A 20,001-nucleotide genomic window follows, 5' to 3' on the forward strand; every position below is an offset into this window, starting at 1 on the left:
CAGGAGCCCGCCTCATGGCAAAGTTCTTTATCGATCGCCCGATTTTCGCGTGGGTGATCGCCATCGTCTTGATGCTCGCGGGTATCGCGTCCATCTTCACGCTGCCGGTCGCGCAGTATCCGACCATCGCGCCGCCCGCGGTCCAGATCAGCGCGACGTATCCGGGCGCGTCGGCGAAGACGGTCGAAAACACCGTCACGCAGGTGATCGAGCAGCAGATGAGCGGTCTCGACCACTTGCTGTATCTGTCCTCCACGTCCGATGACTCCGGCACCGCGACCATCACGCTGACGTTCGCGCCCGGCACGAACCCGGACATCGCGCAGGTTCAGGTGCAGAACAAGCTGCAGCTCGCGACGCCGCTCTTGCCGCAGATCGTGCAGCAGCTCGGCACCAAGGTCACGAAGTCGAGCAACAGCTTCCTGCTCGTGCTGGCGTTCGTCTCGAAGGACGGCAGCATGAACAAGTACGACCTCGCGAACTACGTGGCGTCGCACATTCAGGATCCGGTCAGCCGTCTGGACGGCGTCGGCACGGTGACGCTCTTCGGCTCGCAGTACGCCATGCGTATCTGGCTCAACGCGGACAAGCTGAACAACTTCGGCCTGACGCCGGTGGACGTGCAGGCGGCGCTCACCGCGCAGAACGTGCAGGTCGCGGGCGGGTCGCTCGGCGGCACGCCGTCGGTGCCGGGCCAGCTGCTGCAGGCGACCATCACCGAAGCGACGCTGCTCACCACGCCCGAACAGTTCGGCAACGTGCTGCTGAAGGTGAATCAGGACGGCTCGCAGGTGCGTCTGAAGGATGTCGCGCGCATCGAGCTCGGCGGCGAAAACTACAACTTCGACACGAAGTACAGCGGTCAGCCGGCGGCGGGCTTCGGTATTCAGCTCGCGACGGGCGCGAACGCGCTCGCCACCGCGAAGGCCGTGCGCCAGAAGATCGACGAACTGTCGAAGTACTTCCCGAACGGGCTCGTCGTCACGTATCCGTACGACACCACGCCGTTCGTGCGGCTGTCGATCGAGGACGTGGTCAAGACGCTGATCGAAGGCATCGTGCTGGTGTTCCTCGTGATGTATCTGTTCCTGCAAAACCTGCGGGCCACGCTGATTCCGACCATCGCGGTGCCGGTCGTTTTGCTCGGCACGTTCGCGATCATGGCGGCGGTGGGCTTCTCGATCAACACGCTATCGATGTTCGGTCTCGTGCTCGCCATCGGCTTGCTGGTGGACGATGCGATCGTGGTCGTGGAGAACGTCGAGCGCGTGATGGCGGAGGAGGGATTGTCGCCACGCGACGCGACCCGCAAGGCGATGGGCCAGATCACCGGCGCGCTCGTCGGCGTGGCGCTCGTGCTCTCGGCGGTGTTCGTGCCGGTGGCGCTGTCGGGCGGCTCGGTCGGCGCAATTTATCGACAGTTCTCGCTGACGATCGTCTCCGCGATGGTGCTCTCCGTGCTCACCGCGCTGATTCTCACGCCGGCGCTCTGCGCGACCATCCTGAAGCCGATCCCGCAGGGTCATCACGAAGCGAAGAAGGGCTTCTTCGGCTGGTTCAACCGCACGTTCGACAAGAGCCGCGACAAGTACCATTCGGGCGTCTATCACGTGATCCGGCGCTCGGGGCGCTGGCTCGTCATCTATCTGGTGGTGATCGTCGCCGTCGGCTTCCTGTTCGTGAAGCTGCCGAAGTCGTTCCTTCCCGACGAAGATCAGGGCACGATGTTCGTGCTCGTGCAGACGCCCGCCGGTTCGACGCAGGAAACCACGGCGCGCGCGCTGAAGGACGTGTCCGACTATCTGCTGAATCAGGAAGCGTCCATCGTCGAATCGACCTTCACGGTCAACGGCTTCAGCTTCGCGGGTCGCGGGCAGAACGCGGGTCTCGTGTTCGTGCGAATGAAGGACTACGGGCAGCGCCAGAAGAGCGACCAGAAGGTGCAGGCGCTGGTCGGCCGGCTGTTCGGGCACTTCTCGGGTTACAAGAACGCGGTGGTGTTCCCGGTCAATCCGCCGTCCATTCCTGAACTCGGCACGGCGGCGGGCTTCGACTTCGAGCTGCAGGACCGCGCAGGCGTCGGCCACGACGCGCTCATGGCCGCGCGCAATCAGTTGCTCGGCATGGCCGCGAAAGACCCGACGCTCGCGCAGGTGCGTCCGAACGGCCTGAACGATACGCCTCAGTTCAAGGTGAACATCGACCGTGAGAAGGCGCTTGCGCTCGGCGTGACGGCTGCGGCGATCGACCAGACATTCTCGATCGCCTGGGCCTCGCAGTACGTCAACAACTTCCTCGATACGGACAGCCGGATCAAGAAGGTGTACCTGCAGGCCGACGCGAGGTTCCGCATGACGCCGGAGAACATGAACGACTGGTACGTGCGCAACGGGTCGGGCGGGATGGTGCCGTTCTCCGCGTTCGCCACCGGCAACTGGACGTACGGTTCGCCGAAGCTCGAACGCTACAACGGTATCTCGTCGGTCGAAATCCAGGGTGCGGCTGGTCCCGGCAACTCCACCGGCCAGGCGATGCAGGCGATGCAAGCCATCGCGGCGAAGCTCCCGGCGGGCATCGGCTATGAATGGACGGGGCTGTCGTATCAGGAAATCCAGTCGGGTTCGCAGGCGCCGGTCCTCTACGGCATCTCGATTCTCGTCGTGTTCCTGTGTCTCGCGGCACTGTACGAAAGCTGGTCGATTCCGTTCTCGGTCATCATGGTCGTGCCGCTCGGCGTGATCGGCGCGCTGCTCGCCGTCACGTTGCGCGGTCTGGAGAACGACGTGTTCTTCCAGGTCGGCTTGTTGACCACGGTCGGTTTGTCCGCGAAGAACGCGATTCTGATCGTGGAATTCGCCCGCGAATTGCAGATGTCGGAGAAGATGGGCCCGATCGAAGCGGCGATGGAAGCAGCCCGCCTGCGCTTGCGTCCGATTCTGATGACGTCGCTCGCGTTCATTCTCGGCGTGATGCCGCTCGCGATCAGCAACGGCGCGGGCTCCGCGAGCCAGCACGCGATCGGTACCGGCGTGATCGGCGGCATGTTGACCGCGACGTTCCTCGCGATCTTCATGGTCCCGATGTTCTTCGTCGTGATCCGCGCGCAGTTCAGCGGCGAGAAAGAAAATCCGGAGACGGCGCTCGAGCACTACGAGCAGCATCATCCCGATGAGCACCGTCCGCGCGATGGCGGCGGCTCCAACGAAGGACATTGAAATGCGTAGACTTTCCTTGATTGCAGCGGCCGTCGCCGTGCTGGCGGGCTGCTCGATGGCCCCGAAGTACGAACGGCCCGCGGCGCCGGTCTCGTCGACGTTCCCGACCGGCGGCGTGTACGCCACGCAGCCGGCCGCGGCCGATGCCGGCGCGCACAGCGCGAACGGCGTCGCGGCGGCGGAGATCGGCTGGCGGGACTTCTTCGTGGATGCGCGGCTGCAACGCCTCATCGACATCGCGCTGAGAAACAACCGCGATCTGCGCACGTCGGTGCTCAACATTCAGGCGGCACAGGCGCAGTACCGCATCGTGCGCTCGGAGCTGTTCCCGACCATTTCGGCGCAGGCCGACCAGTCGAAGCAGCGCACGCCGCGCAATCTGTCGTTCTTCGACCGGACGATTTCGAACACGTATTCCGTGGGCCTGAACGCGTCGTGGGAACTGGACCTGTTCGGGCGCGTGCAAAGCCTGAAGGATCAGGCGCTCGCGCAGTACTTCTCGACCGGGTACGCCCGCAAGGCGTTCGAGATTTCGCTCGTCTCGCAAGTGGCCTCCCAGTATCTGCAAGTGCTGCAGGCGGACGACCTCCTGCAAGTCACCGAGCAGACGCTCAAGACCACGCAGGAGTCGTACAACATCGTCAAGCTGCAGTTCGACAACGGCGCGGCGTCCGAGCTGGATCTGTCGCAGGCGCAGACGGTGGTCGAAACGGCGGCGGCGAACCTGCAGGCGCAGCAGCGCGCGCGGGCGCAGGCGGTGAACGCGCTCGCGTTGCTGATCGGCGAGCCGATTCCCGACGACCTGCCCGCCGGCATGCCGCTCAACGAACAGGACCTGCTGACGGACATTCCCGCCGGCTTGCCGTCGGATCTGCTCACGCGTCGTCCGGACATCATGGAAGCCGAGCAGAACCTGCTTGCCGCGAACGCGAACATCGGCGCGGCGCGGGCGGCGTTCTTCCCAAGCATTTCGCTGACGGGCAGTTTCGGCACGTTGAGCCCGACGCTCGGCGGCTTGTTCAAGCCCGGCTCGGCTGCGTGGAGCTTCGCGCCGACGATCACGCTGCCGATCTTCCAGGGCGGTCAGAATCAGGCGAATCTGGATCTGGCGAACATCCAGAAGAACATTCAGATCGCGGCGTATGAGAAGGCGATTCAGTCCGCTTTCCGCGATGTCGCCGATGGCCTCGCCGCGCGCGGCACGTACGATCAGCAGATCCAGGCGCTCGAACGCGACACGGCGGCAGAGCAGCGCCGGCTGGATTTGTCGACGATGCGGTACAAGCAGGGCGTCGATAGCTATCTGAACGTGCTGACCGCGCAGCAGGATTTGTATTCGGTGCAGCAGACGCTCATCACGGTGCGGACCGAGCGGCTCGCCAACCTCGTCAATCTGTATCAGGCGCTGGGCGGCGGGTGGATCGAGCATACCGGCGATCAACCGCGCCCGGCCGATGCGCCCGCAGCGCCCGCCGATGTCGGGGCGGCGAGCACGCCGCAGGTCGCGTCTGCAGCGGCGGCTGGGTGATTGATTTACCGCGGAGCGTATGGGAGCCCGGCCATTGCGCCGGGTTTTTTTTCGTGCTTCGCCAGTCCGTTTGCGATAGGCTTTAGCCGGCCCACAGGCGGTCGCTTTCGATCAGCAGGAAGCTGACGCCCGAACGGCTCGTCCATTGCAAAAGCTGCCCAAGGGCAATCTGCGACCTGCCTCACTGACTCGCTGCAGTGACGAAGGCGTCGCTTTAAACAGTTCGTGGCCCGTTTGCCACCAGTCGTGATTCGCCGGCGGCAAATTCCCGAGTTAAGATACCATCGCGCGACCATGAAGCTGCCCGTCGCGTTGTGAATAACAAAGGTTATAAAAATAACTGCGTACAATGGACAATCTGAACTGGAAGCTCGAAAAAGTAAAGTCGCTGGACGACGAAGTTAAACAGCTCCATCCGCTGTTGCTAGCGCTGTTCAATGCAATGACGCAGCTTAAGCACGTCTACTACACGCAGGGAAACCGAGAGGCTGGCGCGGATTTCGTGCTCGTGAGGTCGGACGACCTTCTGGGGCAAGACGATTATGTGGGCGTCATAGTAAAAAGCAAGCCAATCCGGCAGGACCACGACGACGTCAACCGGCAAATCAAAGAATGTACGTTAGCTCCGCGTCCTATTGAAAACGGGAAAAAGAACGTCTTTTTGAGCGAGGTATGGGTGGTCACTAGCAAGGATATCACGCGCAACGCGCAAGACTTCTTGCACTTGGAATATAAGACCACGAAAATTAAGTTTATCGATGGTGCCACTCTTACCCGGTTGATAGACAAACATTTTCCGTCATACTGGGACCACCTCGACGCAAGCCTAGGAAAGTATATCAACGACCAAAAAGCACTTGTTGAGTCGTTGGAGGTGGCGCTGCGACTTCTCCCGCCACAAGCAGAGCGATTACAGATCGATCACTACATCCAAAGGTTGCCGGAGCGCGCAAAACTTAATTTTCTTGCAAAGACTAGCAAGCCGGTGACGCTTCTTGATGAACTAAAGCGAAGAAGATTTGTTTTTATCGAAGGCGGAATGGGCGCCGGTAAATCAGAGCTTTTGCGGTCGACTGTGTTGAAACTATGCGAAAAGGAACAAATCAATCAGCACAGAATGGTTCCGTATTTTACTAGTTATCGAGACCTCGTAGCCAACAAAGAATACAAGAGCGGCGAACTTCTGACGTCTCTAAGGGCCTTGATCGGTGACGACGCCAAGTCGATTGCAATTTTTGTGGACGGATTCGATGAAATCCAAGGTCCTATTCAGGACAAAGTCGACGATATCTGCCGCTTCGCGAACAGCCTAAACGAGCGGGATGACGTCCGGTTGATTGTCTCGTCCCGGGATATAGGTGAGGCCATCCTTGGAGAAACGATCTCGAAGAGCTTTGACAAATACATCATGTGTCCGCTCACTTATGGCGCAGTAGTGAGCGTCGTTCAATCCATCTGCGACAACGGTGGCGTTTCCGCCAAGCTTCGCGACGATTTGCACCGTTCGCCGCTGATGAGGGCACTGCCTCGAACCCCGCTCAGCGCCATCCTACTCGGGACGTTATTGAAGGAGAACATCAATGAACTTCCATCAACGTTGCCGGAGCTTTACTCGAAATACGTAGAGTTGGTCCTGGGTAGGTGGGATATTAAAAAGGGCAACGGCTCGGAGAAAGAGTATGAGACGATTCAACGCCTGACAGCGATGATTGCAACGCATATGTTGGATCACGATCTAACATCAATGAGTCTCGCTGAGGTGAAGGCGATGTTCCAAACCTACCTCGACGAGCGAAAAACCGGCCAGAGTTTAGGTCGGATGCTTGAAGGGTTTACGAGTCGCTCGGAGTTGGTAAGTTTCAATAGTGAGACGGAACAGATCATGTTCAGACACCGGACCTTCGCTGAGTATTTCTATGCCCATGCTTTGCTAATGCTTAAGGGAAAAGACGCACCGGTAGAAAACCCGTTCGCACCGGAGAGGCATGGCATCGAGTACTTCTATCTGGGTCTCGTTCGCGATTCCCCGGAACGAATCAAGCAATTGTCATCATGGGTTCCACGGGATATGGCTGAAGAGTTCATCAAGTTGTGTAATTTTGGGTCGTTCTTAATGGCGGCCTATCAGACGCCCTATTCGGTACTTGAAGAGGCGCTGTACAAGTCGTTCAAGGACGTCGCCGTCCATTACGTGGGCGTGGTACGTGGCGAAAAACGTGATTGGCTTAGTAACCTTCCCGAACTGCAACTGCTATCGTTTTTTACTTTTCTAGTCAAGCGCTCGTACAGTTACGAATTCTTCAAGCCCGCATTGCTCGAAGCAAAGTTGCAAGTGGAACTTGATTGCGGACTGGACGAGGAACAGAGTGTGGTCCTTATCTTCCTTCTTGATGCTGTGCTTGCATCGCTTAACGATGCTAACGCATTCAAATCGTTGGTAGATCGTCATGACGCAAATCTGTCATGGGCGATTCGGCTTGGTATCAAGTATTCAGCGCAAGAAGTTTCGTTCATCAATAGTGCAACTACATACATGGAGAGGAAGATAAAGAAGAGCCTTAAGGGAAACATTGGAATGTCTCATTACATTGAACAGTTAGAGTCCACGCCGTTGTTGGAGCGCAAAGACCTCGCGGGCTGGCGCGATGATGAGGGCTCGGCAAAATGACCGCTCAAGTTGCCATGGCAGAATGGAGGTTGCTTCCCGGGCTTAACCCTGTTGGACATCGGGAATCGCTGCCGCGTCCATCCACAACCGCCGTCTTCCATATCGCGTAGCTACATCGGCGCGTGCGTCTCACAACGAAAGTCAGGGTCATTGGTGCGTTTGTGGACGTTCTTCTCGATGAGCTTGCAGGCGGCAAGCGTCCCGAGTGCGAACACCCGCCGCTGCACGTCAAGAAGAGAACCTCCACCTTACCGCCAGTCGAACGACCGAGGGGGCCGAACAGGGCCCCTTCTCCGCAAATCCACGAAGAACCTTTCTCTCGTCCATCGCCAGCAGATTGCAGAAACCAAAAAGCGCCGCGGCTTTCACCGCGGCGCCAACCCATCACAACCCGCAAGCACTTCCTTCAGGACATCACCGCGCTTCCGACGCGTGCGCCGCGCCATCGAAATCATGCCCGGCCTGGCGAATCTCGCAGCGCGCGTCGCGTTCCTTGCGCACGCCGTTGAACACGATATTGAGCACCACCGCCGACACCGACGCGAGCAAAATGCCGCTATGAAGAATCGGCTCCAGCGCGTGCGGCAGTTGCGAAAAGAACTTCGGCGCGACCACCGGCACGAGGCCGAGCCCGACGCTCACCGCGACGATGAACAGATTGTGGTGATTCTTCACGAAGTCCACTTTCGACAGCACCTTGATCCCGTTCGCCGCGACCATGCCGAACATCACGATGCCCGCGCCGCCGAGCACGAACGGCGGCACCGAGGCGACCACTTGCGCCATCTTCGGAAAGAGGCCGAGCACGACGAGAATCACGCCGCCCGTCGCGCAGACGAAGCGGCTCTTCACGCCCGTCACGCCGATCAGGCCGACGTTCTGCGAAAACGACGTATGCGGAAACGAGTTGAAGACGCCGCCGATCAGCGTGCCGAGACCATCCACGCGCAGGCCGCGCACGAGCGCCTTCTGATCGACCGGGCGCTCCACCAGATCGCCGACCGCGAGGAACATGCCCGTCGATTCGATGAACGTCACGAACATGACGATGACCATCGTCGCGACCGAGAGCGCATCGAAGTGCGGCATGCCGAAGTGAAACGGCAGCACGATGCCGACCCACGGCGCATGAGCGACGCCCTCCATGTTGACGCGGCCGAGCATCGCGGCGATCACGAAGCCCGCGACGATGCCGAGCAGCACCGAGATATTCGCGATGAAGCCGCGCGCGAACTTGTTGATTAGCAGGATCAGCGACAGCACGACGAGCGACAGCAGCAGAAACACGGGATTGCCGTAATCGGGATTGCCGACGCCGCCCGCCGCCCAGTTGATGCCGACGCCCATCAGCGAGAGACCGATCACCGCGATCACCGTGCCGACCACGACCGGCGGGAAGAAGCGCAGCAGCTTGCCGATCATCGGCGCGAGAAAGATGCCGATGACGCCCGCCGCGATGGTCGCGCCGAACACGTCGAGAATGCCGAGCGACGGATTCGTGCCGATAGCGACCATCGGACCGACCGCCGCGAACGTGCAGCCCATGATGACCGGCAGCCGGATGCCGAAGATCCACAGTCCGAGCGTCTGGATCAGCGTCGCGACGCCGCATGAGAACAGGTCCGCGCTGATGAGGAACGCGACCTGATCCTTCGACAGATGCATGGCCGCGCCGAGAATCAGCGGCACCGCGACCGCGCCCGCGTACATCACGAGGACATGCTGTATGCCGAGCGTCAGCAATTGGCCGGTCGGCAGCCGTTCGTCGCACGGATGAACCTTCGGGTGGCTCGTGCTCGATGCCATATCTGTCTCCTTGATTGCCTTTCCATTTGAATGGCCTCCAAGGTAAGTGCATCAAAAAGCGCGAACAAGACCACGCGGCGCTATACGTCGCGTTCGCGGGGCGATATGAAAACGGCGCGCGAAGCGAGGCTCGATCGCGCGAAGGCCCTTGCTGCAAGGGACTTGGCGCACCGCAAGGGATTTTTGTCGGCTGGCGCAAGGCCGCCTGAAGGGTCGCGTCGTTATGATGTTCATCACGGCGCGCGTATAGTCCGTTTTTCGCGCATCGCGCGCGGCGGCGGGGTTAACCCGCGTTAATCGACGCTTTGCGCGTTTTCCCTAACGTCTTTTCGAGCGGCTCATTCATGCGTTTTCTCGGCATCGATCTCGGCACGGGTTCCGTGAAACTGGCAATCGTCGACGAACACGCGCGCGAGGTCGCAGCGTCGAGCGCGGCGTATGCGGTGACGAGCGCGCAGCCGGGCTGGGCCGAGACTTCCGCCGATGCGTGGTATGCCGCCGTCGTCGATGCCGCCTCTCGCCTGCCCGCGCACGAACGCGAAGCCGTGAGCGCCATCGGCTTTTCCGGGCAGATGCACGGCGTGGTGCCGACCGCCGCCGATGGCCGCGCGTTGCGCCCCGCGATGCTCTGGCCGGACACGCGCGCCCGCGCGCTGCTCGACGCCTGGCCCGAGCCGCAGCCGAATCCGGTCGCGCCGGGCATGGCCGGACCGCTGTTGCGTTGGCTCTTGGCGCGCGAGCCCGCGCTCGCCGCCGGCATGCGCTGGGCCTTGCAGCCGAAGGACTGGCTGCGCGCGAAGCTCGGCGGCGCGTTCGTCACCGATCCGTCGGACGCCTGCGCGACCGCTCTCGCCGCGCCTTCGGGCGAGTGGGACGCGGCGCTCATCGACAGCCTCGGCTTGTCGCGCGAGTGGTTCGCGCCGCTCGCGGCATCCGATTCGCGGGCGGGCGCGTTGTCCGCAGAAGCCGGGTCGGCGCTCGGCTTGCGCGCGGGCATTCCTCTGGCCGTCGGCGCGGGCGATACGCCGTGCGCCGCGCTCGGCAGCGGCCTGATCGCGGATGGCGATGCGCTGCTCACCACGGGCAGCGGCGGGCAGATCGTCGTCATGTGCGACGAAGCGCCGTCGCCCGTGCGCGGCCTGCACACGTATCGCGGCGCGGCCAGCGCCGGCGCGCGCTGGTATCGCATGGCGGCGATGCAGAACGTCGGCGTCGCGCTGGAAACCGTGCGCGGCTGGCTCGGCTATGCAGCGTGGCCCGCCGCTTACGACGACGCGTTCGCATCGGATGCGAGCGCGTCCGTGAGCTTTCTGCCGTACTTGAGCGGCGAGCGTTCACCGTGGATGAACCCGGCTGCGCGCGGCGGCTGGCTCGGCCTCGGCCTTTCCGACACGCGCGGCTCGATGATGCGCGCGGCGTTCGAAGGCGTGGCATTCGCATTGCGGGCGGGACTCGACGCGATCCGCACGAGCGGCACGAGCGGCACGCCGTTGTCGTCGATGCGTCTCGCGGGCGGCGGCTCCATCGACGCGCGCTGGCGTCAGTTGCTCGCCGATGCGCTCGATGTCGAGCTGCACGCCTGCGATTGCCCGAACGCGGCGGCGCGCGGCGCGGCGATCATCGGCGGCATCGCGGCGGGGCATTGGCGCGCGGACGACCTCGCATCGCTCGTTCCGGCGAGCACACGCGTCGCGAGTCCGCAAGGCAACGCCGCGCTCGACGAAAGACACGCGCGTTTCATCGCGCTCTACGAGCGCGTCGAAGACTGGTTCTGACGACTCGCGCGCAAGCCCTTAAACTGACGTCCAGTTCACTTCAGGCTTCAGGCTTCAGGCCAGGGCCGCGCCGTCCGGTCCATCACAACACCAACGACATCCGCTATGTCCGCATCCGTCACATCGCAACCCGACTTCCGCTCGCGTCAGTTTTTGCTGGATCACGCGCTGCGCACGATGATCTTCTATCACCCGCACTGCATGGACCCGGCGGGCGGCTTCTATCACTTCTACAAGAACGACGGCACGATCTACGACCGCAAATCGCGTCATCTCGTGTCGAGCACGCGCTTCGTCTTCAACTACGCGATGGCGTACAAGCACTATGGCCTCGACGAATATCGCGGCGGCGTGCGGCACGGCATCGACTATTTGCGCGAGGTTCATCGCAATCCGGAAACGGGCGGCTATGCGTGGACGCTCAACGGCCGCGAAGTCACCGACGCGATGAACCATTGCTACGGTCTCGCCTTCGTCGTGCTCGCGTATGCGAAAGCGGTGGAAGCGGGCTTCGACGAGGCGCGCGCCTATCTCGACGAAACGTGGAACCTGATGGAGACGCACTTTTGGGACGCGCCGAACGGCCTCTATAAAGATGAGGCGAGCGCGGACTGGCAGGTGTCGGACTATCGCGGCCAGAACGCGAACATGCACGCGTGCGAGGCGTTTCTCGCCGCGTTCGAAGCGACCGGCGAGACGCGCTATCTGGACCGCGCGGCGCTTCTGGCCGACAACATGGTGAACCGTCAGGCGGCGCTCGCGGGCGGGCTCGTGTGGGAGCACTACAAGCCGGACTGGTCGATCGACTGGGACTACAACAAGGGCGACCGCAGCAACATCTTCCGTCCGTGGGGCTTTCAGCCGGGGCATCAGACGGAATGGGCGAAGCTCCTGCTGATTCTCGACCGGCATCGTCCCGAGGCGTGGCATGTGGAGCGTGCCCGCGAACTGTTCGACCGCGCGCTCGACCTGTCATGGGATCACGAGCACGGCGGCATGGTCTACGGCTTCGGTCCGGACGGCAAGTTCTACGACGAAGACAAGTACTTCTGGGTGCAGGCGGAATCGCTCGCGGCGGCCGCGCTGCTCGCCGAGCGCGCCAATCGCGATGGCGACGAAGCGGCCGCCGTGCGCTACTGGAGCGAGTACGACCGCTTGTGGGCCTATAGCTGGGCGCATTTCGTCGATCACCACTACGGCGCGTGGTATCGCATCCTGACGCGCGACAACCGCCAGTACAGCGACGAGAAAAGCCCGGCCGGCAAGACCGACTATCACACGATGGGCGCATGTTACGAAGTCCTGAACGTCGTGCGCTGAACGAATCAATGTATTGAACCGAGGAACCGAACGATGAAGACAAAAGCCGCAATCGCATGGAAAGCAGGTCAGCCGCTCACCATCGAGGAAGTCGATCTCGAAGGGCCGCGCGCCGGCGAGGTGCTGATCGAAGTGAAGGCGACGGGCATCTGCCATACCGATTACTACACGCTCTCGGGCGCGGACCCGGAAGGCCTCTTCCCGGCGATTCTCGGCCACGAAGGCGCGGGCGTGATCGTGGACGTGGGCCCGGGCGTCGGCACGCTGAAGAAGGGCGATCACGTCATTCCGCTCTACACGCCGGAATGCCGCGAGTGCAAGTTCTGTCTCTCGCGCAAGACGAATCTGTGCCAGAAGATTCGCGCGACGCAAGGCAAGGGCCTGATGCCCGACGCCACCTCGCGTTTCTCGCTCGACGGCAAGCCGCTTTTTCACTACATGGGCACGTCCACGTTCTCGAACTACATCGTGGTGCCGGAAATCGCGGTCGCGAAGGTGCGGGAAGACGCGCCGTTCGACAAGATCTGCTACATCGGCTGCGGCGTGACGACGGGCGTGGGCGCGGTCGTGTATTCGGCGAAGGTCGAGGCCGGTGCGAACGTCGTCGTGTTCGGGCTCGGCGGCATCGGACTGAACGTGATTCAGGGCGCGAAGATGGTCGGCGCGGACAAGATCATCGGCGTCGATATCAATCCGGGCCGCGTCGAACTGGCGAAAAAGTTCGGCATGACGCACTTCATCAACCCGAACGAAGCGGAGAACGTCGTCGATCACATCGTGCAGTTGACCGACGGCGGCGCGGATTATTCGTTCGAGTGCGTCGGCAACGTGAAGCTGATGCGTCAGGCGCTCGAATGCACGCACAAAGGCTGGGGGCAGTCGTTCATCATCGGCGTGGCGGCGGCGGGCGAGGAAATCAGCACGCGGCCGTTCCAGCTCGTCACGGGCCGCGAGTGGAAGGGCTCGGCGTTCGGCGGCGCGCGCGGCCGCACGGACGTGCCGAAGATCGTCGACTGGTACATGGAAGGCAAGATCAATATCGACGATCTCATCACGCATCATCTGAAGCTCGATCAGATCAACGACGGCTTCGACCTGATGAAGAAGGGCGAGTCGATTCGTTCCGTCGTCATTTATTGAGCGAGGAGAACGCCATGCTCGAACTCGTCGAGGAGCACCGCTGTTTCGATGGCATGCAGCGCATCTATCGGCACCAGTCGCCGTCGATCGGCCTGCCGATGCGCTTTTCGGTCTTTTTGCCCGCTGCTGCGTCGTCTTCGAAAGTGCCGGCGCTTTTCTACCTTGCCGGTCTCACGTGCACCGAGGAGACGTTCCCGATCAAGGCCGGCGCGCAGCGGTACGCGGCGGAGCATGGCATCGCGCTGATCGCGCCGGATACGTCGCCGCGCGGCGCGGATATCCCCGGCGAGAAGGACGCGTGGGATTTTGGCGTCGGCGCGGGCTTCTATGTCGATGCGACGCGCGAGCCGTGGCGCGAGCGGTATCGCATGTATTCGTACGTGACGCAGGATCTGCGCGAAGCGGTGCTCGCCGATTTGCCGGTGCGCGGGGACCGGCTCGGCATTTTCGGGCATTCGATGGGCGGGCATGGCGCGCTCGTGCTGGCGCTGCGCAATCCGGACGTGTACCGCAGCGTGTCGGCGTTCGCGCCGATCGCGGCGCCTTCGCGGTGTCCGTGGGGCGTGAAGGCGTTCACCGGCTATCTCGGCAATGACCGCGACGCGTGGAAGCAGTACGACGCGAGCGAACTCGTGAAGGGCGATGCGGGCTCACGCTTCGAAGGCGGCATTTTGATCGATCAGGGGCTGGCGGATCAATTTCTCGCCGAGCAGCTTTATCCCGATGTCTTCGAGCGCAACGCACGCGAGGCGGGGCATAGCGTCACCGTGCGTCGTCACGAAGGCTATGACCACGGCTACTTTTTCATCTCGACGTTCGTCGGCGAGCACATTGCGCATCATGCGCGGGTGCTCTGCGCTTAAGCGCGGCGCGGCGGCGGAAGCGGTCGATCAGCTTCCGCGCCGCGCCAGCAGGCTCGCGGCATAGACCAGCGCCGCGAGCATCGTGATCCAGAAGCTCGTCGGCCAGTCGGTGTAGTAGGCGAGCGCGAGGCCGGCCCACGCCTGTCCCAGCGCGAACAGCGCCGCGAGCAGCAAGCCCGTCGACAAGCGCGTGGTCACGTTCTGCGCGGCCGCTGCCGGCCCGACCATCAGCGCGAAAACCAGCAGCACGCCGACGATCTGCGTACACGCCGCCACCGCGAGCGCCGTGATCGCGAGAAACAGCACGGATACGAGCCGCAGCGAGACGCCCTTCGCTTCGGCCAATTCCGGCTGCAAGGACGCGAACAGCAGCGGCCGCATGATGACGCCCAGCGCGACGAGGCTCACCGCCGCCAGCCCGGCGAGCACCATGAGCGTTTCGTGACTCACGCCGAGCACGTTGCCGAACAGTAGCGCGGTGGCCTGCGTCGCATAAGCGGTGAAGAAGTGCAGAAAGAGGAGGCCGAAGCCGAGCGACAGCGAGAGAATCACGCCGATCGCCACATCGCGCCCCGACAGCCGCTCGCCAAGCGCGCCCATGCCGACGCCCGCCGCGAGCGTGAAGCCGACCATGCCCCAGATCGGCGACACGCCGAGCAGCACCGCGCCCGTCGCGCCGGTGAAGCCGACGTGCGACAGCGCGTGGCCCGCGAAGGTCTGCCCGCGCATCACCAGGAAGTACCCGACGATTCCCGCCAGCACCGCGACGATCCCCGACGCCGCGAATGCGTTCACCATGAAGTCGTATTCAAACATCGTGCGTGTGCGTTCCCTTCTTGCCGTGGCTGTGCGCGTGAGCGTGATCGTGATCGTGCTCATGCTCGTGCTCGTGTTGATGTTCGCCACCTTCTTCGTGCGCGTGATCGAGCTTGTCGATTTCCACGTCGCCCGACATCACGAAGATGCGGCCGTTCACGCGCATCACGTCGATGGTCGAGCCATAGAGACGCGAGAGCACGGGCTTCGTGATGACTTCATCGACAGTGCCGAGCGCCGCGCGCCCGTTGCCGAGATACAGCACGCGGTCGAGTGAATTGAGCAGCGGATTCAGTTCGTGCGCGGAAAACAGCACGGTGATGTTCAGTTCCCGCTGCACGCGCCGCACGAGTTCCACGACGCTGGTCTGATGACGCGGATCGAGGCTGATGAGCGGCTCGTCGAGCAGCAACAGACGCGGATTGCCGAGCAGACACTGCGCGAGCAGAAGCCGCTGACGCTCGCCGCCCGATAGCTCCGACAGCGGCCGCGCCGCGAGTTGCCGCGCGCCGACGAGATCGAGCACGCGCTCGACGTCGGCGCGTGTGCGCGCGTCGCGATGCGGCAGGCCCCAGCGGTGACCGTCCGCGGCCATCGCGACGAAATCGCGCCCGAGCACGCGGCGATTCGCCAGTCCCGCGCGAATCTGCGGCATATAGCCGATGGACGGATTGCCGCGCACGACCGCTTCGCCGTTCACGCGGATCGCGCCCGACGCGACCGGCACAAGGCCGAGCAGCGCGCGCATCAACGTGGTCTTGCCCGCGCCGTTCGGCCCGAGCACGCCGATGAATTCGCCGGTGCGCCCCGCGAAGCTCGCATCGTTGAGAATTGCGCGGCCGCCGAGTTCGAGCGTCACGCGATCGACTTCGAGCGCGATCTTTGACTCGCGGTTCATTGCTGCCATCCTTGCAGCGCGCCCGCGAGCGCGTCGAGCTGCGTTTCCATCCATTGCTGATACGTCTTGCCGGCGGGCAGCGTCTCCGTCACGCTGATGCTCGGCACATGCCCGTCCTTCGCGATGCCGAGCAGACGCCGCGTGAGCGCGCCGGTCGCCTGGCTGTTGTAGATGAGCACGTGCACGCGCCGTTCGCGCAAGTCTTTCTCGAACGCGGCGATATCGGCGGGGCTCGGCTCGGTCTCGTTCATCTCGGCGGTCTGGAACCGCTGGTTGCGCATCTCGAAGCCGATGGCATCGGCCGTATAGCCGAATACCGGCTCGGTCGCGGTCACGGGCACGCCGCGATAGCGCGACTTCAACTGCGCGATGCGCGCGTCGATGGGCTTGAGCGAGTCGAGGAACGCGGCGAGGCGCGCGTCGTAATCGCGCTTGTTCGCCGGGTCCGCGCTGACCAGATACGCGCTCACCGCTTTCGCGACGGCGGGCATCGTCGGCGGGTCGTACCAGAGATGCGGATTGTCGCCGGGCTTCTTGCCGGTCAACTGCGCCGCGACGATCACCGTGCGCTTGCCGCTGCTCCTCGATGCCGCGAGCAGCTTGTCCATCCACGGATCGTAGTCCGCGCCGTTGTAGATGACGAGCGCCGCATGCTGAAGCGCGCGCGCGGTCTTGGGGCTGGCTTCGAAGAGATGCGGGTCCTGGTCGGGATTGCTGAGGATGCTTGTCACTTCTACGTGATCGCCGCCGAGCTGGCGCACCACGTCGCCATAAAAGTTCTCCGCCGCCACCACCGGCACGCCGGCGGCATGCGCCAACACGCTCTGGCCGATGCAAAACGCGGCCAACATGCCACTCAGGATGTGCGCGAGTTTCATCGGCTTCCTTGCGTGTGAGCGTGGTCGTTCGCGCGATGCTTGCGCTGGCAGTCGCTGCACAGGCCGCTCAGTTCGACGACCTGATGCCGCACCTGAAAGCCGTGCGCGGGCGGGCTCGCCGAGAGCGACGATGCCAGTTCACGCCCCTGAATTTCGAGCGTCGCGCCGCACTCGTCGCAGATCAGGAACTGGCTTTCGTGCGGTCTCCCGGCGTCGCAACACGCGACGAACGCGTTCTTCGACTCGATGCGATGCACGAGTCCGTTCTCGACCAGAAAGTCGAGCGCGCGATAAACGGTGGTCGGCGGCACGCGCGCCCCGCGCTGCGGCTCGAGTGCGTCGATCAGGTCGTACGCGCCGATGGGCTTGTGCGCCTTCAGCACGAGTTCGTACACGTGGCGGCGCAGCGGCGTGAGCGCGAGGCCGCGCTCGTCGGCCAGCGCCTCGGCGCGGGCGAGCATGGTTTGAACGGATGCGGTCATGTCATCGGGCCGCGTGAGGGCGGCGTTATGCGAGCGAGGTAGCGATGATATAACGTATCACGAGCTTTTGCATCGTTCGAACGTTGCGAAGGCGTTGCGCATTGCAGCATCGAAACTGGGCGACCACGCCTTGACACACGCCCCCGCAACACCGATCATTCGATCAAACATAGAGCAATTGATCGGCCGTCGAGCGTTCGCTCACTTCAGGCGCCGGTCGGGCAAAAACGGAGACATCGGTGAGACTGAAAGACAAGGTCGCGGTCATCACAGGCGCCGCGAGCGGAATCGGCGAGGCGGTCGCGCGGCGCTATCTGGACGAAGGCGCCAAACTCGTCATCGTGGACGTGAAAGACGAACACGGCATGGCGCAGCGTTTCCACGACGCCGCCGACCGCGTGCGCGCGCTCAAAGCCGACGTCACGCGCCGCGAAGACATCGAGCGCATCGTGGCGAGCGCCGTGGAACGCTTCGGCGGCATCGACATTCTCTTCAACAACGCGGCGCTCTTCGACATGCGCCCGATCCTCGACGAATCCTGGGATGTCTACGACCGCCTCTTCGCGGTGAACGTCAAAGGCATGTTCTTTCTGATGCAGGCGGTCGCCCGGCGCATGGTCGAGCAGGGGCGCGGCGGCAAGATCATCAATATGTCGTCGCAGGCCGGGCGGCGCGGGGAGGCGCTGGTCTCCCATTACTGCGCGACGAAAGCGGCGGTCATCAGCTACACGCAATCGGCGGCGCTCGCGCTCGCGAAATCGCGCATCAACGTGAACGGCATCGCGCCGGGCGTCGTCGATACGCCGATGTGGGAAGAGGTCGATGCGCTCTTCGCGCGTTACGAAAACCGGCCGCTCGGCGAGAAGAAGCGCATCGTCGGCGAGGAAGTCCCGCTCGGGCGCATGGGCGTGCCGGACGATCTGACCGGCGCGGCGCTGTTCCTCGCATCGGCGGATTCGGATTACATCACCGCGCAGACGATCAACGTCGACGGCGGCAACTGGATGAGTTGACCCGGCGCGCGCGCCTTGCAGCATGAGGCGCACGGTCTATAGTGAAACGGCGTCGCGGTGAAGCATTCGCGGGCGAGCCTACGAAAACGAGCAACCAGGCGGTTCCCAGCGCAGCAGAAGCAGGCAGCGGCACAGACGGCACGTGCGTTAAGCATGGACGATCCGCTGCACCGTGCAAACGAAAAAGGAGACGAACCAACATGAAACGCACCCAACGCATCGTTGAGCCCCAGCCGCGCACGCGGCGTTCCATCGCGGCGGTTTCGACGGCGCTTGCCGCCGCCGCGCTCGCGCCGCTCGCCGCGCACGCCGCGACGACCATCACCATCGCCACGCTCAACAATCCGGACATGATCGAGCTGAAGAAGCTCTCGCCGGCATTCGAGAAGGCCAATCCCGACATCCAGCTCAAGTGGGTCATTCTCGAAGAGAACGTGCTGCGCCAGCGCGCGACGACCGACATCACGACCAACAGCGGCCAGTTCGACGTGCTGACCATCGGCACGTATGAAGCGCCGCAGTGGGGCAAGCGCGGCTGGCTTTCGCCGATGGCGAACCTGCCCGCGAACTACGATCTCGACGATGTCGTGAAGACGGCCCGCGACGGTCTCTCGTACAACGGCCAGCTTTATGCGCTGCCGTTCTACGTCGAAAGCTCGATGACGTATTACCGCAAGGACCTGTTCCAGGCCGCGGGTCTCAAGATGCCCGACCAGCCGACCTACGATCAGATCAAGCAGTTCGCCGACAAGCTCACCGACAAGTCGAAGGGCCAGTACGGCATCTGTCTGCGCGGCAAGGCGGGTTGGGGCGAGAACATGGCGTTCGTTTCGACGGTCGTGAACACGTTCGGCGGGCGCTGGTTCGACGAGCAGTGGAAGGCGCAGCTCGACACGCCCGAGTGGCACAAGGCCGTGTCCTTCTACGCGGACCTGCTGAAGAACGACGGCCCGCCGGGAGCGAGCTCCAACGGCTTCAACGAGAACCTCACGCTGATGTCCTCGGGCAAGTGCGCAATGTGGATCGACGCGACGGTTGCCGCCGGCATGCTGTACAACAAGCAGCAGTCGCAGGTAGCCGACAAGATCGGCTTCGCCGCCGCGCCGACAGAAGTCACGCCGAAGGGCTCGCACTGGCTCTGGTCGTGGTCGCTCGCGATTCCGAAGACGTCCAAGCAACAGGACGCCGCGAAGAAGTTCGCCGCGTGGGCCACGTCGAAGGAATACATCGAAATGGTCGGCAAGGACGAAGGCTGGGCTTCCGTGCCGCCGGGCACGCGCAAGTCGACCTACGCGCGCCCCGAGTACAAGCAGGCCGCGCCGTTCGGCGACTTCGTGCTGCAGGCGATCGAATCCGCGAATCCGAACGACGCGACGCTCAAGAAAGTGCCGTATAGCGGCATCCAGTTCGTCGGCATTCCGGAGTTCCAGTCGTTCGGCACGGTGGTCGGGCAGTCCATCGCGGGCGTCGTCGCGGGACAGACGAGCGTCGACAACGCGCTGAAGGCGGCCAACGCAACGGCTGATCGCGCGGTGAAACAGGCCGGCTATCAAAAGTAAGCGGCAAACAAGCGGGCCGCGCCAGGTAACGTCGGCGCGG

Annotated in this window: 14 protein-coding genes; 9 read left to right on the plus strand and 5 right to left on the minus strand. The window is 63.1% G+C overall.

The features are described from left to right. The first annotated feature begins 14 nt into the window (after positions 1-14). The 3 genes from GV035_RS12455 (at position 15) to GV035_RS12465 (ending at position 7,411) form a co-directional block, all read left to right on the plus strand. Positions 15-3,215: an efflux RND transporter permease subunit gene (locus GV035_RS12455; RefSeq protein WP_159835400.1), complete on the plus strand. Its 3,201-nt coding sequence runs from the start codon at positions 15-17 to the stop codon at positions 3,213-3,215. Position 3,216: 1 nt separating this feature from the next. Further along, positions 3,217-4,743 carry an efflux transporter outer membrane subunit gene (locus tag GV035_RS12460; RefSeq protein ID WP_159835401.1) on the plus strand — a complete coding sequence of 509 codons (1,527 nt, stop codon included), beginning with the start codon at positions 3,217-3,219 and terminating at the stop codon, positions 4,741-4,743. A gap of 349 nt (positions 4,744-5,092) precedes the next feature. Further along, positions 5,093-7,411, plus strand: coding sequence for an NACHT domain-containing protein (locus GV035_RS12465; protein WP_159835402.1), 2,319 nt, complete (start codon positions 5,093-5,095; stop codon positions 7,409-7,411). Between the two features lie 414 nt (positions 7,412-7,825). Here the strand turns inward: GV035_RS12465 and GV035_RS12470 are convergent, their stop codons facing one another. Continuing rightward, the gene (locus GV035_RS12470) at positions 7,826-9,217 is read right to left on the minus strand and encodes a nucleobase:cation symporter-2 family protein (protein ID WP_159835403.1); all 1,392 of its coding nucleotides are present in this window, start codon (positions 9,215-9,217) and stop codon (positions 7,826-7,828) included. 344 nt (positions 9,218-9,561) lie between these two features. On the opposite strand from GV035_RS12470, the gene GV035_RS12475 reads away from it, so the two are divergent. The 4 genes from GV035_RS12475 (at position 9,562) to fghA (ending at position 14,315) form a co-directional block, all read left to right on the plus strand. Then, on the plus strand, positions 9,562-10,992 hold the full coding sequence (locus GV035_RS12475) for an FGGY family carbohydrate kinase (protein ID WP_159835404.1): 1,431 nt from the start codon (positions 9,562-9,564) through the stop codon (positions 10,990-10,992). Between the two features lie 105 nt (positions 10,993-11,097). After that, positions 11,098-12,312, plus strand: coding sequence for an AGE family epimerase/isomerase (locus GV035_RS12480; protein WP_159835405.1), 1,215 nt, complete (start codon positions 11,098-11,100; stop codon positions 12,310-12,312). Positions 12,313-12,345: 33 nt separating this feature from the next. Next, positions 12,346-13,452, plus strand: a complete 1,107-nt coding sequence (locus GV035_RS12485; RefSeq protein ID WP_159835406.1) for an S-(hydroxymethyl)glutathione dehydrogenase/class III alcohol dehydrogenase — start codon at positions 12,346-12,348, stop codon at positions 13,450-13,452. Between the two features lie 14 nt (positions 13,453-13,466). Then, entirely contained in the window at positions 13,467-14,315 is an 849-nt protein-coding gene (fghA, locus tag GV035_RS12490) for an S-formylglutathione hydrolase (protein ID WP_159835407.1), read from the plus strand. A 27-nt stretch (positions 14,316-14,342) separates the two neighbouring features. On the opposite strand, the gene GV035_RS12495 is transcribed toward fghA, so the two are convergent. Genes GV035_RS12495 through GV035_RS12510 form a run of 4 tightly spaced genes read right to left on the minus strand, consistent with a single transcriptional unit; the run spans position 14,343 to position 17,389 of the window. After that, entirely contained in the window at positions 14,343-15,131 is a 789-nt protein-coding gene (locus GV035_RS12495) for a metal ABC transporter permease (RefSeq protein WP_159837856.1), read from the minus strand. Continuing rightward, positions 15,124-16,029 carry an ATP-binding cassette domain-containing protein gene (locus GV035_RS12500; protein ID WP_159835408.1) on the minus strand — a complete coding sequence of 302 codons (906 nt, stop codon included), beginning with the start codon at positions 16,027-16,029 and terminating at the stop codon, positions 15,124-15,126. The genes GV035_RS12495 and GV035_RS12500 overlap by 8 nt, the downstream gene beginning before the upstream one ends. Beyond that, positions 16,026-16,880: a metal ABC transporter solute-binding protein gene (locus GV035_RS12505; RefSeq protein WP_328699807.1), complete on the minus strand. Its 855-nt coding sequence runs from the start codon at positions 16,878-16,880 to the stop codon at positions 16,026-16,028. The genes GV035_RS12500 and GV035_RS12505 overlap by 4 nt, the downstream gene beginning before the upstream one ends. Before the next feature lie 23 nt (positions 16,881-16,903). Then, on the minus strand, positions 16,904-17,389 hold the full coding sequence (locus GV035_RS12510) for a Fur family transcriptional regulator (RefSeq protein WP_159835410.1): 486 nt from the start codon (positions 17,387-17,389) through the stop codon (positions 16,904-16,906). Positions 17,390-17,628: 239 nt separating this feature from the next. Between GV035_RS12510 and GV035_RS12515 the strand changes: the two genes are divergently transcribed. Next, positions 17,629-18,402 carry an L-iditol 2-dehydrogenase gene (locus tag GV035_RS12515; protein ID WP_159835411.1) on the plus strand — a complete coding sequence of 258 codons (774 nt, stop codon included), beginning with the start codon at positions 17,629-17,631 and terminating at the stop codon, positions 18,400-18,402. Between the two features lie 200 nt (positions 18,403-18,602). After that, positions 18,603-19,961 (plus strand): ABC transporter substrate-binding protein, encoded by a 1,359-nt coding sequence (locus tag GV035_RS12520; RefSeq protein WP_236572595.1) that lies wholly within the window; start codon positions 18,603-18,605, stop codon positions 19,959-19,961. The last annotated feature ends 40 nt before the right edge of the window (positions 19,962-20,001 follow it).

This window comes from Burkholderia sp. 8Y (assembly GCF_902506145.1).
Taxonomy (GTDB): Bacteria; Pseudomonadota; Gammaproteobacteria; order Burkholderiales; family Burkholderiaceae; genus Caballeronia.